The organism is Pedobacter sp. HDW13 (assembly GCF_011303555.1).
Lineage (GTDB): Bacteria > Bacteroidota > Bacteroidia > Sphingobacteriales > Sphingobacteriaceae > Pedobacter.
The window spans coordinates 3968667-3982930 of sequence record NZ_CP049868.1 but is presented as its reverse complement, the minus strand read 5'-3'; the positions used below and the strand labels follow the sequence as shown (position 1 = coordinate 3982930).

Annotated in this window: 14 protein-coding genes; 4 read left to right on the top strand and 10 right to left on the bottom strand. The window is 37.4% G+C overall.

Annotated elements, in window-relative coordinates; translation table 11 throughout:
• Window positions 1-120 precede the first annotated feature (120 nt).
• From G7074_RS16700 to G7074_RS16680, 5 genes are all read right to left on the bottom strand, one after another.
• Entirely contained in the window at window positions 121-819 is a 699-nt protein-coding gene (locus G7074_RS16700) for a hypothetical protein (protein ID WP_124560813.1), read from the bottom strand.
• Between the two features lie 16 nt (window positions 820-835).
• Complete coding sequence (locus G7074_RS16695) at window positions 836-1420, bottom strand: riboflavin synthase (protein WP_124560814.1); 585 nt, start codon at window positions 1418-1420, stop codon at window positions 836-838.
• Window positions 1421-1550: 130 nt separating this feature from the next.
• A complete protein-coding gene (gene accC / locus G7074_RS16690; protein ID WP_124560815.1) occupies window positions 1551-3062 on the bottom strand; it encodes an acetyl-CoA carboxylase biotin carboxylase subunit in 1512 nt (503 codons plus the stop codon).
• Between the two features lie 6 nt (window positions 3063-3068).
• Complete coding sequence (locus G7074_RS16685) at window positions 3069-3851, bottom strand: hypothetical protein (protein ID WP_124560816.1); 783 nt, start codon at window positions 3849-3851, stop codon at window positions 3069-3071.
• Window positions 3852-3898: 47 nt separating this feature from the next.
• Window positions 3899-4921 carry a low specificity L-threonine aldolase gene (locus G7074_RS16680; protein WP_124560817.1) on the bottom strand — a complete coding sequence of 341 codons (1023 nt, stop codon included), beginning with the start codon at window positions 4919-4921 and terminating at the stop codon, window positions 3899-3901.
• Between the two features lie 221 nt (window positions 4922-5142).
• Between G7074_RS16680 and G7074_RS16675 the strand changes: the two genes are divergently transcribed.
• The gene (locus tag G7074_RS16675; RefSeq protein WP_124560818.1) at window positions 5143-6003 is read left to right on the top strand and encodes an N-acetylglucosamine kinase; all 861 of its coding nucleotides are present in this window, start codon (window positions 5143-5145) and stop codon (window positions 6001-6003) included.
• A 168-nt stretch (window positions 6004-6171) separates the two neighbouring features.
• Here G7074_RS16675 and G7074_RS16670 read toward each other — a convergent pair whose 3' ends face one another.
• Window positions 6172-6861: an NUDIX domain-containing protein gene (locus tag G7074_RS16670; RefSeq protein ID WP_052266252.1), complete on the bottom strand. Its 690-nt coding sequence runs from the start codon at window positions 6859-6861 to the stop codon at window positions 6172-6174.
• A 112-nt stretch (window positions 6862-6973) separates the two neighbouring features.
• Here G7074_RS16670 and pfkA point away from each other — a divergent pair, with 112 nt between their 5' ends.
• Genes pfkA through gap form a run of 3 tightly spaced genes read left to right on the top strand, consistent with a single transcriptional unit; the run spans window position 6974 to window position 9811 of the window.
• Window positions 6974-7960, top strand: coding sequence for a 6-phosphofructokinase (gene pfkA / locus G7074_RS16665; RefSeq protein ID WP_124560819.1), 987 nt, complete (start codon window positions 6974-6976; stop codon window positions 7958-7960).
• Window position 7961: 1 nt separating this feature from the next.
• Window positions 7962-8804, top strand: a complete 843-nt coding sequence (locus G7074_RS16660; RefSeq protein ID WP_124560820.1) for a hypothetical protein — start codon at window positions 7962-7964, stop codon at window positions 8802-8804.
• Between the two features lie 8 nt (window positions 8805-8812).
• Window positions 8813-9811: a type I glyceraldehyde-3-phosphate dehydrogenase gene (gap, locus tag G7074_RS16655; RefSeq protein WP_124560821.1), complete on the top strand. Its 999-nt coding sequence runs from the start codon at window positions 8813-8815 to the stop codon at window positions 9809-9811.
• A 1180-nt stretch (window positions 9812-10991) separates the two neighbouring features.
• Here the strand turns inward: gap and G7074_RS16650 are convergent.
• The 4 genes from G7074_RS16650 to G7074_RS16635 form a co-directional block, all read right to left on the bottom strand.
• Window positions 10992-11666: a WG repeat-containing protein gene (locus tag G7074_RS16650; protein ID WP_166210041.1), complete on the bottom strand. Its 675-nt coding sequence runs from the start codon at window positions 11664-11666 to the stop codon at window positions 10992-10994.
• A 298-nt stretch (window positions 11667-11964) separates the two neighbouring features.
• Window positions 11965-12846: a hypothetical protein gene (locus G7074_RS16645; RefSeq protein ID WP_166210038.1), complete on the bottom strand. Its 882-nt coding sequence runs from the start codon at window positions 12844-12846 to the stop codon at window positions 11965-11967.
• A 20-nt stretch (window positions 12847-12866) separates the two neighbouring features.
• Entirely contained in the window at window positions 12867-13193 is a 327-nt protein-coding gene (locus G7074_RS16640; protein WP_166210035.1) for a hypothetical protein, read from the bottom strand.
• Window positions 13194-13495: 302 nt separating this feature from the next.
• Window positions 13496-14245, bottom strand: coding sequence for a DeoR/GlpR family DNA-binding transcription regulator (locus G7074_RS16635; protein WP_124560825.1), 750 nt, complete (start codon window positions 14243-14245; stop codon window positions 13496-13498).
• Window positions 14246-14264: the final 19 nt, after the last annotated feature.

Below are 14264 nucleotides of genomic sequence, written 5' to 3'. Positions count from 1 at the left end.
GTTTTTTGTGTTTCACAGTAATAATCAGCAATATTATCCGCTCAACTATCCTGCACTGTTATGAAAAGTTAAGCGTTACAGCAACGTTAAAAAATACACAAAATACTCATAAACAAATAATTAATCATCGATCCAATCTAATTGCTCATCGATGGAAATTATATCCTGAAATTTCATTTTCTTAAATGATTCTGTAAAAACAGTTTCTGAAAATTCTTCGTACTTACCTGAATCAGGATTTATTTTATTGTAGGAAACGTAAATTTTGATAAAATCTGAATCCTTGAAAACAGGATTATTTTGATCAAGGGTAATTTTACTTTTAAAAATAAAGAAACGTTGTGCGTTTACACCAAGAAAGTAATTGTTGAAATATTGTGTATTATAATACCTATTTCCATAAGGTGGCGATAAATATTCGGGTACTTTCTCATAAAGCACAGATAAGTTGGAGTCAAACTTAACGTCATCTAAATAAACCTCAACTTTTTCCAGCCTAAAATTAAGCTCCATTTCGGTTAGTTTTTCTAAATGAAACTCGATCCAATAATCATGTTCACTGCTTGAAAACCGCTCTATACCCATTAGCACTTTTAAAGATAAAAATGTTGAAGAGGTTGCTGATACCACGGGAGCATTGGTTGTTGCCCCTATTTTACCCAGATGCTTAATTGTACTATTTACTGCATTTATTTTATCGTATACTTTTTGAATTTCTTCCGCTTTTTTTCTTTCGATTTTAATCCCGAAATACAGTGCAATCATAAATCCAAAAAAAATGACAGCAGCAACAAGCCAAATCGTTCCAATTATTGTCATGCAGTAAATATTAAAATTACCGGCTCATCAGTCGCGCCACGTATTTGCCAATAATATCGAACTCGAGGTTTACCGTATCGCCTACATTTACTTCCTGTAAATTGGTATGTTCGAAAGTGTAAGGAATAATGAAAACAGAAAATTCGTCGGCAGCAGAATTTACCACAGTTAAGCTGATGCCATTTACACAGGCCGAACCTTTTTCTACAGTTACATTACCTGCAGATGCGTCGTATTTAAAGCGGTATTCCCAGCTTCCATCCAATTCTTCGCGCTTAACGCAAACTGCAGTTTGGTCTACATGGCCCTGAACAATGTGACCATCTAAACGAGCGTTCATTTGCATGCAGCGCTCCAGGTTTACCTTGCTGCCCACTTTTAATGCATCCAAATTGGTTTTATTCAGTGTTTCATCTATTGCTGTAACGGTATGTGTACCATCATTTAAAGCCACGACTGTTAAACACACGCCGTTGTGTGCAACGCTTTGGTCTATTTTCAGCTCATGACTAATGGTCGATGAAATGGTGAAATGGATGTTGGTATGATCGTTTTTGATGGCGGTAACTTCGCCAAGGGTTTCTATAATTCCTGTGAACATTGGTGTTTATTTTTTTCTTCTAAACGTCATTCCCGCGCAGGCGGGAACCTTAAAGCTATTGGTTTAAGATTCCCATCCGATAGCTATCGGATCAAGTTGGGAATGACGGTCAGCGCAATAGTAAAATGTATTAATATTTCAACCTGTTTTTCCTCCAGTCCGAAGTATTTTGCTTTGTTGTATCGCTAACCTGCACATCCTTTTTCTGGAACAGCCTGGCAGCAATAACCGCAGCAATTAAGGCTTCAGTTTCGTCTTGTACCTTTAAACTTTCAGGTTTAAAATATTTTGCGACAAAATGCGTATCAAAATTTCCGGTTTTAAAAGCTTCGTGCTGCATTACAAATTTACCAAAACCTAAAGTAGTTTCTATCCCCGTAATATCATATTCTTCAATTGCCCGCACCATACGCTCCATTGCTTCTTCCCTATCCTTGCCATAAGTAATCAGTTTGGCAATCATCGGGTCGTAATAAATGGGTATATCCATTCCTTGTTCAAAGCCATCATCCACCCTTACACCATTTCCCTGCGGGGTTACGTAGGTTTGAAGTTTACCAATATCAGGAAGGAAATTATTAGCCGGATCTTCTGCATAAACCCGAAGTTCGATGGCGTGCCCATTGATTTTTAAATCGTCCTGATTAAAACTTAATTTTTCGCCGCAAGCAATTTTAATCTGCTCTTTTACCAGATCGATCCCCGTAATCAGTTCGGTTACCGGATGCTCTACCTGCAAACGGGTATTCATTTCGAGGAAGAAAAAATCGAGGTTTTCATCAAGGATAAATTCAACTGTTCCGGCACCGGTATAGTTTACCGAACGAGCTACATCTACCGCACATTTCCCCATCCGCTGCCTGATTTCTTCGGTGAGCACAGATGAAGGCGCTTCTTCTACCACTTTCTGGTGACGGCGTTGCACGGAGCATTCGCGTTCAAAAAGATGAACAATATTGCCATGTGTATCGCCCAGCACCTGTATTTCGATGTGACGGGGCGAAGTAACATAACGTTCTATAAAAACCGCTCCATCGCCAAAGGCAGAGGTTGCTTCACTTACCGCCAGTTGCATCTGTTCTTCAAAATCGGCAGCTTGTTCTACAATACGCATGCCCTTACCACCACCACCGGCAGCTGCTTTGATCAAAATCGGAAAACCCACTTCAATGGCGCGCTGTTTGGCTTCGTTTACATCCTGTATGGCTTCTTCCGTGCCCGGAACCATTGGGATGTTATATTTTAATGCTGCAGCCTTTGCAGATAGTTTATTGCCCATGGTTTCCATAGCCTGCGGCGAAGGACCAACCAGAATTAAACCTGCATCGGCAACCATTTGCGCAAAACCTGCATTCTCGGATAAAAAACCATAACCCGGATGAATGGCCTGTGCACCTGTAAGTTTACAAGCCTCTATAATTTTCTCCCCTACCAGATAACTTTGATTGGAAGGCGCTGGTCCGATAAAAACCGCCTCATCGGCATAACGTACATGCAACGCATTGCGATCAGCTTCAGAAAAAACAGCAACCGTTTTAATCCCCATTTCTTTTGCTGAGCGCATAATACGTAAAGCTATTTCGCCACGGTTGGCGATTAGCAATTTGGAGATTGGAGTTATTAGTTTGGAGTTGTTAGGCATAATATTTTATTTCCACCACTTTTCAGATTCTTTTCTATTGGCTATTTTGTATGCGTCGGTGTTATTGTTACCACCATAGGCTAATCTATAACTTTCCCAACCATTCTTAAGATATTTATCGTTTACACTAAATTCAGCTGCACCAATATCAAGATCGCCTGAGTTTGGGATTCTAAAATCACCCCAGTTACATTTTTTAGCAACGTTGGTTTTATAACTCGTCCATATTCCTTCGAATGTATTATTTGAAAAACCATCGGCTACAGCATTTACAGAATCATAGAACATATTCCCTTTTGTATCTAAAACAAAATTTGTCTTTATTTTCCCTTTTAGTACACCTGAGGAAATGTTACTTTGATCTTCAAAAAACAAAATATCTGCAATGATAGTACCTTGCTTAAATTTAGGATTATCGCTTTCTTTACCGAACTGTGCACTGGTAATCTTAATTTTTCCCTGAAAGGCACATATATTATTTTTCACCTTAGTTTTTCCATAAGCAAAGTATTCATTCGGATTTTCCAAATCCTTAACAACAGAAATCAAATGAATATAAAATCGCTGATAATTATCGCCAATAAAGCCAAGAGGTTCGGGAGTTTTAATTTTTTGGTTTTTATTTTCATTTTCGAAATATAAATCAGCAATGCAATCCCTAACCCATATTTTTGAGAAATCATATTTTGCACTACGAACTAAAAAATTTGCCTGAGCACGCTCTTGTGCCTTAACCTTAGCTGAAAATACAACCAACAAAAGCATTGCCATAAACCTTATTGTCTTCATGTAGTACTTTAATATTTGATTATAAAAGGTAAAATATGAGTTTCTGCTTAAAGGTGCAAAATTATTTCAATAGCCTGATCTATCATTGCAGGAGTAAGGTCTAAATGCGTAACCAACCGCACTGTGCTTGCACTGGTGGTGTTGCAATGCAATCCTTTTTCCTTTAACTGGTGCACAATTTTCTCTGCAGTACCTTTTTCAACCTCAAAAACGACAATATTGGTTTCAACCGGCATAATCGCTTTTACATAAGCTGTACGGGCCAGGGCCACAGCTAAAGCCTTTGCATGCGCATGATCATCTTTTAACCTGGCGACATGATGATCGAGTGCATAAATACCCGCTGCAGCTAAAAAGCCTGCCTGACGCATACCGCCACCAAAAGCTTTCCTGATTTTTCGGGCTTTATTAATCATTTGTTTGGTTCCCAACAGCACCGAACCTACCGGAGCGCCTAAACCTTTTGAGAGGCACACCGAAATGCCATCAAAGTATTTACCATATGCGCTTGCATGATCGCCGGTTGCCGCTAAGGCATTAAAGATGCGGGCGCCATCTAAATGCAGCTTTAAACCTTTTATATTGCATAAATGGTGAATTGGCGCAATCTGCGATAAGGTATAGCAACTACCACCGCCTTTATTTACCGTATTTTCTAAAACCACCAAACTCGAATTGGGATAATGAATGTTGTCATCATTAATTTCAGGTTCAATGAGCTCGGGTGTTAAAATACCACGCTCGCCATGCAACAACCTTACCGATGCACCAGAGTGGAAAGCAATGCCACCAATTTCGTAACGGTAAACATGTGCAGTCTGATCACAGATTACCTCATCCATCGGCTGGGTAAAACACTTAATGGCGATCTGGTTGGTCATGGTTCCCGAAGGGCAAAATAATCCTGCTTCCATATTAAAAGCCAAAGCCAGTTTTGTCTCCAATGCATGCACCGTTTCGTCTTCACCAAAAACGTCATCTCCCACTTTTGCAGTCATCATGGCTTCCAGCATTCCGGCTGTTGGTTTGGTAACCGTATCACTTCTGAAATCTAAAAATCTGTTGTTCATTTCGCTATTCGATTGTAAAAAATTCTTGATGTTAAAAAAAAAGACCAATGCCCTTTCTGGTATAATTTTAAGGTTTTTCGGCCATTAAACGCTCTATATAGTGTATTTTTTACACACTTAATTTTCAGCAACAACAAATTGTTAAAAAATTATTAAAAAAAAGGATACAAAATATAAGACTTTTTATACTTTTATCGTGCTAAAACCAAAAATAAATAAAAATGATAGTAATTGCAGACGGCGGATCGACCAAAACAAATTGGTGTCTGATTAACGAGGCCGGCAGAAAAATTTACTTTAACACTGAAGGTTACAATCCATATTTTTCCAAAGGAGAGTACATTGTAAAGTCTTTGAATGAGACTCTTCCAGACCACTTGGAAAGAGAAAAACTAACAGCAGTTTATTATTACGGCGCGGGCTGTTCTACACCGGCAAATGTAAAAATTGTGGCCGATGCCATGCAACAGATTTTTACCAATGCTACCATTTTTGTAGGTCATGATTTACTTGCCTCTTGCAGAGCACTTCTTGGAAACGAGCCAGGATTTGCAGCTATTTTAGGTACAGGTACAAACTCATGCCTATATGATGGAAACGAAATTACCATGAACATCGATTCTTTGGGTTATTTCCTGGGCGATGAAGGTAGCGGTTCGTACATTGGTAAACGTATTTTAAGCGATTACATGAAAGGTTACATGCCAAAAGGATTACGTGAAGCTTTTTACGATAACTACGCATTAACCAACGAAGATATTTTCGACAACATTTACAACAAGCCTTTGCCAAATCGTTTTTGTGCCAGCTTTAGTAAATTCTTATATGATTTTAAAGATAACTACGAAGATTATGCTTTCAGCACTATCGATTATGCATTTACTGCATTTTTCGAAGCTTTGGTTATCCACTATCCAAACTACAAGGACCACAAATTAAATTGCGTGGGTTCTGTAGGCTATAGTTTCCGCGATATTTTAAGTATTGTTGCCGACCGTTACGAAATGGGCGTGGGTAAAATTATCCGCTCACCTATAGATGATTTAGTACATTATCACTTAGAGCTAGCGCCTAAAGCATAGTTGGGAGTTTTCAGTTTGGAGTTGCCAGGACTGAAACACAAAGAACAAAAAACCCGGATTTGAAATTCAAATCCGGGTTTTCTTTTTTATAAATATTATTTGTGTTTTAGTATTTTCGCTTTAAGCTTTGGTCTCTCTGCTCAACGCCCTCCGCTCCTCGCTCTTTCGCTAGAACGAAATCTCCTTACCAAAAAGCTTAGCGTATTTTCGTTTATCGAAACGGTATAAAGTAGCTGCACGGTAAGAAACGCCTTTTTGTTTCTCATCCAATTCTTTCAATACACCGAAGCTTACAATCTTCTTCCTGAAATTCCGTTTATCCAATTTTTTTCCCAGAACCAGTTCATATACATGTTGTAGCTGGGTAAGCGTAAATTTTTCGGGCAAAAGTTCAAAAGCAATCGGCTGGTGTTTAATCCGGCGCTTAATTTTTTCTAAACCTTTATCGTATATCTTCTGGTGGTCGAAAGCCAGTTTAGGCAGATCGGTAATGGGCAACCAATTGGCACGTTTGGCATAAGTGCTAATCGGCCGTAACTCTTTATCGCCACCTAACCTGATCAATGCATAATAAGCCAGGGTAATTACCCTACCTTGAGGGTGCCTGTACGGATCTCCAAAAGCATAATACTGCTCCATGTATATTCCGCGCAACCCCGTAAGTTCGTATAAAATCCGAGAGGCAGACTGATCTAAACTCTCGTCTGGACCAACAATGTTACCGGGCAAGGCCCACCAATCTTTAAACGGTTCTTCATTCCTTTCGATTAGCAGGATTTTTAACTCCTTACCATCAAATCCAAACAAAACGCAATCTATCGAGAATACAGAATCTAAATGAGGTAAAATTTGTTCCAAAGTAAAAATTAGTTATTTTAAGCAGATAAAGGTATGACTTTCAATATTAAGTAAAAAAAATAAAAAAAATTACTTAGTGTAAAAATTACACACTATATTCGTATATTATAAGATGGAGCCAAATATTAAAAATATAGCCGTATTAACTTCTGGTGGCGATGCCCCCGGAATGAATGCTGCGATCAGAGCTGTTGTTCGTACCGGAATTTACCATGGCATAAATATGTATGGTGTAATGCAAGGGTATCAGGGTTTAATTACCGACAACATAAAACCAATGGATGCCCGTTCGGTGAGTAATATACTACACCTGGGCGGAACCATATTGAAAACCGCACGCTGCTTAGAGTTTAAAACAGACGAAGGTCAGCAGATTGCGTACAACAATTTAAAGAAAAACGATATCGATGCCCTGGTGGTGATTGGTGGCGACGGAACTTTTACCGGGGCCAAGCGTTTTTCGGAAAATTTTGGTGTTAAAGTAATCGGTATTCCCGGCACAATTGATAATGATCTTGCCGGATCAGATTTTACCCTGGGTTACGATACAGCAATTAATACTGTAATTGAAGCGATAGATAAAATCAGAGATACTGCCGATGCGCACGACCGTTTGTTCTTTATTGAGGTAATGGGTCGCGATTCGGGATGTATAGCTTTAAGAAGTTCGATTGCGAGTGGTGCCGAGGCGGTATTACTACCTGAAAAGGAAACCAGTGTAAACGAACTGATCGATAAACTTGCTTTAGGTGCAGCAACTAAAAAATCATCAAGCATTGTAATTGTAGCCGAAGGGCACAAACAAGGCGGTGCTTATGATATAGCAAAAAAAGTAAAGGAAACTTTTGATCATTACGACACCAAAGTTACCATACTTGGTCACCTTCAACGCGGTGGTAGCCCGAGCAGTTTTGACCGTATTTTAGGCAGCAGGTTAGGTTTTGCCGCAGTAAATGCGTTAATTGCAGGCCAAACTGAACAAATGGTAGGCTTAAAAGGTAACGAAATTAAATTAACCAGCATTAAGGACGCTTTAACCGCGCATTCCTTTAAACTTGAACCCGATTTATTGGAAATGACCGAAGTACTTTCTATATAATATGATAGCGGTTGTTTACAGTGGATCGAAAACGGCGTTTTGGAAAATCACCCAAAATGGCCAGGTGGTGGCACATTGCAATACTACAGGCTTAAACCCATGCTTTGTTGATCCGAAAACTATTTTACAGATCCTAAACAAAAAGGTAGTCCTGGTTAACAATGCAGAGAACATAAAAAAAATTTATTTCTTTGCCGCAGGCGCCTCATCAGCTGACAGGAAAGAAGAACTGGCAAAAACCCTTTCTTCATTTTTTAAATACAGTAAAGTTGTGGTCGAAAATGATATGTTTGGCGCAGCCAAAGCGGCTTGTTATGACAAACCAGGCATTGTAGGTATGCTGGGCAGCGGCGCACACTGTGCCTATTTTGATGGGAAAAAGCCACTCAACAATAACTTTGGATTGGGTTATATATTAGGTGATGAAGGCTCTTCAAATTACTTTGGAAAAATGATACTCAGAGAATTTTTAAGCCATAAACTACCTAAAGACATTGAAACCAAATTCTTGTTAACACACAGTCTGGACCGCCCTCAAATTTTAGAGCGCATTTACAATAAGCCGCAGGCGAATATTTTCTTAACTTCGTTTTTCGATTTCGTAACCCAAAACAGCAAACACGAATACATCCGTAAGCTGATTGATGAAGGATTTGAAAAATACATTGAGACCTATATTTTACCTACAGTTGAGAAATACCCAAACAAGGAGCTGCATATTGTAGGCAAAGTAGCTGCCGAGCTCGAAGATCGCTTAAGACTGGTAGCAGGCAAATACAACCTTGAAATTAAAAGCATTATTAAAGAACCAATACAGAATTTATTAAAACATTACATTAATTAACAAAAACAATGAGCAAAATTGGAATAAACGGCTTTGGCCGTATTGGCCGACTGGTTTTCAGAGCCGCATTAAAAAGAGGATTAGATATTGTAGCCATTAACGACTTAATTGATCCGGATTACATGGCTTACATGTTAAAATATGATACTACTCACGGTAAATTTGATGGCACAATTGAAGTTGTTGACGGTAACCTTGTAGTTAATGGTAAAACTATCCGTGTTACTTCAGAAAGAAACCCTGCTGATTTGAAATGGGATGCTGTAGGTGTTGAAGTGGTAATCGAATCAACCGGCTTATTCTTAACCCGTGCTGATGCTGAGAAACACATTGCCGCAGGTGCTAAAAAAGTAGTTTTCTCTGCTCCTGCTAAAGATAGCGATATCCCTACTTACGTAATGGGTGTTAACCACGATAAATTAACTGCAGATCAGACTATCGTTTCTAATGCATCATGTACTACTAACTGTTTAGCGCCAATTGCTAAAGTATTAAACGATAACTTCGGTATTGTTGAAGGTTTAATGAGCACAATCCACGCTGTAACTGCAACTCAAAAAACTGTTGATAGCCCATCAGCTAAAGACTGGAGAGGTGGCCGTGGTGGTTTCTCTAACATCATCCCTTCATCAACCGGTGCTGCTAAAGCTGTAGGTATGGTACTTCCTGAATTAAAAGGAAAATTAACTGGTATGTCTTTCCGCGTTCCTGTTGCTGATGTTTCTGTAGTAGACTTAACTGCTCGTTTAGAAAAACCAGCTACTTACGAGCAAATTAAAGCTGCAATGAAAGCTGCTTCTGAAGGCGATTTAAAAGGCGTGCTAGGTTATACTGAGGATGAAGTTGTTTCTTCTGACTTTATTGGTGATGACCACGCTTCTATTTTCGACGCAAAAGCTGGTATCTCTTTGAACGATAATTTCGTAAAAGTGGTATCTTGGTACGATAACGAGTGGGGATATTCTTCAGCATTAGCTAAATTCGTAGAATATTACGCTAGTTTATAATAAAAAATAGCGCTAAGCGCATCATTATACTACTAAAAAGGTAGCATTATTAATTTAATGCTACCTTTTTGTTTTAAACAGCATTTTCACCTATAAATTTTATTTTAAAATCAATCAAAAATTCAACTTTATTTAATTTAAAAGCAAATAATCCGACTAAACATCTCAAAAAACACAAAAATCTATACAAAATTTCAGTAAAACATATTTTTTAGCAAAAACTAAACAAACGTTTGACTAAATCGTACTATAAATTGTCAATATTTAACAATTAGTTAACAAATTTTTGCCTTATCTTTGTGGTACGATCATTTTAAATCCTAAAAGCCTCCAGAAAAGGAACAGGAAATAAAAAATGACAAAAAAAATACTTAAAATTTTCTTAGTGTATTTTTTACACTATCAAATTTTTTACTATATTTGTATCATAATAAACGGAACGATGTTTGTTATCAATAAAAAAAGATAAATCACTTTCTGGATAAACCCCGGTTTAGAAAGAAGGTTAAAGACAAAGCCTGGCTCATAACAGGTTTATATTTGGTTAGAAAAAAGAGATACGTCTGGATGGAGTATCTCTTTTCTTTTATACGGGTTTTTTGTTCCTTACCCGCAGCGACATCAAAAACCGTCTTTACTAAGGAAATAAGATAAGAGCGCTAATTGCACGGTATACATTACAAAGGTATATCTCTTCCATCCGCGTTACAAACGAAGTCGATTAACTAAACAACCTACTTTACTCCGAATCAATAATTATAGGTTATTTTCTAAACGATATGTGCTCAGAGCTTATAATTATAGGTTATTTGCTAAACAATATATGCTCCGGACTTATAATTATAAGTTATTTTTTAAATGATATATGCTCCGAGCTTATAATTATAGGTTATTTGCTAAACGATATATGCTCCGAGCCTATAATTATAGGTTATTTGCTAAACGATATATGCTCCGAGCCTATAATTATAGGTTATTTTTTAAATGATATATGTTCTGAGCTTATAATTATAAGTTATTTGCTAAAAGATATATGTTCCAAGTACGATTGTGCGTATCCCTTTATAATTTTAAACTATTACATAGATATTAGCTTATTTATGAACTTACTAATTAGAATCTAAGTTGTTTATTAAGCATTTTTAACATTCTCAGATATCAAATATCAATATTTATTAAGTTACGGACTACCGAATATCCTAACCACAAAACCTTGTATGTTACTATAAAGCAGATTACCGCCATAATCAAAGACATCGTATGGCTCCTGTTCATCAAAATAAGGTCTTCCTTTTTGAACAAAGATTAAATCTTCGTATTTCTTTGCTGTATTATAATATGAATCATACTCAATAGGAACAATAATTTTATGATTAGCATCTACCACACCCCATTTGCCATTTTGGGCAAACCAATACTCTTCCTGATAATTGTCGTTATATTCTAACGTACAACCTATATTTACAGCATAATTATTTAAAGCAAGCTCCTCAACCCAATCATACTGAATCGGAACCAATATTTCATTGTTTTCGTTTATAATACCCCATTTTGCCCCTTTAGCAATATAAGTTATTTCACCACCGATCTGACTTTTACAAAGGTCAATCACCAAATCTCCTAAAGCAACTTTAAATTGAGTCTCACTACAGATGCAATCGATAAAATCATACTCTGCCGGAATGATCAATTTACCATCGCCATCCAACATCCCCCATTTACCTTTATAGCAAACCATATCATTTCCTACCAAAGCCAAATCATCTTCCTCGCAATCAACAACCACCTTTCTATAGCGCAAACATTTCCCCTGAGGAGCACCATAGGTATTACTCTGAAAATATATTATCTCCATGTTGAATTACTTACTTTCAAACAAAAGCATCTTGCATTATTCTTTCTTTATCCTTTATTGTCCTCGTTTGTAACGATGATAAGTGAGACTGACGATTGTATCGCCCACACATTGCAAATGTATAGCTCTATACACTGCAATTCTTCTAGTCTTCTCATTAAAGTTGACAAAATTATAGGTAGATGGGCATTCTACAAAACCCAGCAATTTATGTTTATAAGTACCTATAAGTGACATGATCCCTAAAAAGTCTAAATGATCAGCTAAACACAATATTTTTTATGATAAATTTAAACCATTAGCTATACGCTTTTAAGTCAATCTTGATGGTTTTATATTTTAGCTTCACCCCTTTACTATATTTTTCTGTAAAGTACTTGACAATAAGTATTCGACTGTCAAATAGTGATGTATCAAAAATATATTCAGGGAACAAATATTTATTATTTTTCATTCCTTTTTCAATTTCACCCTTTTTTATAGCAATCTTATAAGATTTTTGACTGTCGATATTATAGAGCGTTAATGAATTATAGCTAAATTTCGAGCCGTGATCGTAATCATAATTGGCAATAGAGACTACAAAAGGTATTCGGCTGCTGTCAGGAACATAAATGACTCCATCTATTACTTTTAATAATTTACCTGTGGCTTTGCTGTAAAGATAATAGTTGTCAGGATCGCAACAACCTGAGATAACTCTGTTTGTGTAAAGGAAAGTCGTTTTAAATTCTTTAAAACCGGTATGACCAAGTCGATTAGTAAGCTGTACTAATCCATCACCCAAAGTGAAAATGATTCTTTTTGTCCTGTTCTTACCTTCGAATGTTATCCAGGAAGAATCGCAATTATAACTCCAGTATAGTTTTGACCCATTGGTTAAAGTTTTAGGTTCACAAGAAATAATATGAGACAATATCGAATCCTTTTCGCAGTTACAGTTTAGATTAGCCTTTCCTGAGCTTACTTTAACTTTTTGGGGCTGCTTATTAATGCAGCCCGATATTATTAAAAATAGCGTTAATATATTTAAGCAGCGCTTCATGATTAAAGTACAGGGCGTTAATATTCTTATATCTAATTTAAATGCAGCAAATCCTTTATTGTCCTCGTTTGTAACGAAGATAAGTGAGACTGGCGGTTGTATCGCCCACACATTACAAACGTATAGCTCTTCCATCCGCGTTTCAAACACGGACCTCAATAAAGGAATTTCCTTTTTCTATCAATCAATTGTACATTAATCAACTTTTTAACTGTAAACTTCGCTTTATTAGTACCTAAATGCCCATAACCGTGTTCATTCCCAACTTCATATTCTCCTATGGCATCAATTATTAAATATTTTTGCCAGTATTTATCCTGTACATCTTTAAGTAGTTTTTCAAATTTAGGGTAAATAACTAAGCTCTCTGGTATTTCCAGTTCTACACGTAAATCTATACAATTTTTATCTCTTGATGTCAAAGCCCAGTACTCTTCTACCCCTCTGTAAATTGCGCTGATATAAACAAGCTCTTTTTCCATTTTAGGCAGCTCGCAGAAGTTCGTGAATTCATATTCTGAAATCACCATAGGCGGGAGTAAAACTTGTTTTGTTTTACAACTCAAAAACAGAGGAAATACAAAATACAACAGTTTCGTTTTCTTGATATTGCCAAACACATACAGAACATTCTTAATCGCCATTTTTTCTCCCGCAGATTTAAGGTGATACACTCTTTATTGTCCTCGTTTGCAACGAGGATAAGTGAGACTGGCGATTGTATCGCCACACATTACAAATGTATAGCTCTTTCATCCGCGTTACAAACGCGGACGATGACTAACTACACCACCTCAATCCCCAAATGCCTGTAGGCATCCAAAGCAGCATTAGCTGGCTCGGTTTCAGTTATAATTACATCAACATCGGTAACAGGGCATACATAATAAGGCTCTACGGTATTAATCTTTTCGAGGGCCGAAAGTGCAATGGTTTTCTGCGCCTGGTTAATCATGGTATTGTTTAGCTGTGCATCTTCATATATGATAGAGGTAATCCCCATGCTATGGTGTAAACTGCAAATTCCGAGCATGCAAATATCAGCACGTATTTTCCTGAAGGTATCGATGGTTTCCTGCCCCATAGTCGTAAATGCAGTTTTATGCAATTTTCCTCCCGCAAATATTACTTCGGCACAGGGGTGATCTTCTAAAATATTGGCCACCGGAAAACTATTGGTAATAATGGTAATTTTTAAATCTTTTGGCAAAGCGGCTGCCAGCGCTACAACTGAGGTACCACCATCAAAAAAAACTACCTGACCATCTTTTAAAAATTGTAAAGCTTTGGCTGCAATGATTTGCTTGTGCTGTTGATTGTACTTTTCCCTTTCTCTGTAATGCTGCGGAATAGGCGAGCGTGCAATTGCCCCTCCCCGCACCGCCCTGAGCAAACCTTGTGTATCGAGTTCTTTAATGTCGCGCCTTACTGTATCTTCTGATACCTTGAGCAAACTACTCAGCTGATCCAGGCGTACTTTATTGTCTTTTTCAAGCGTATCGATAATAATCTGTAAGCGTTCTTCTTTTACCATATTACTGCAATATACTGCA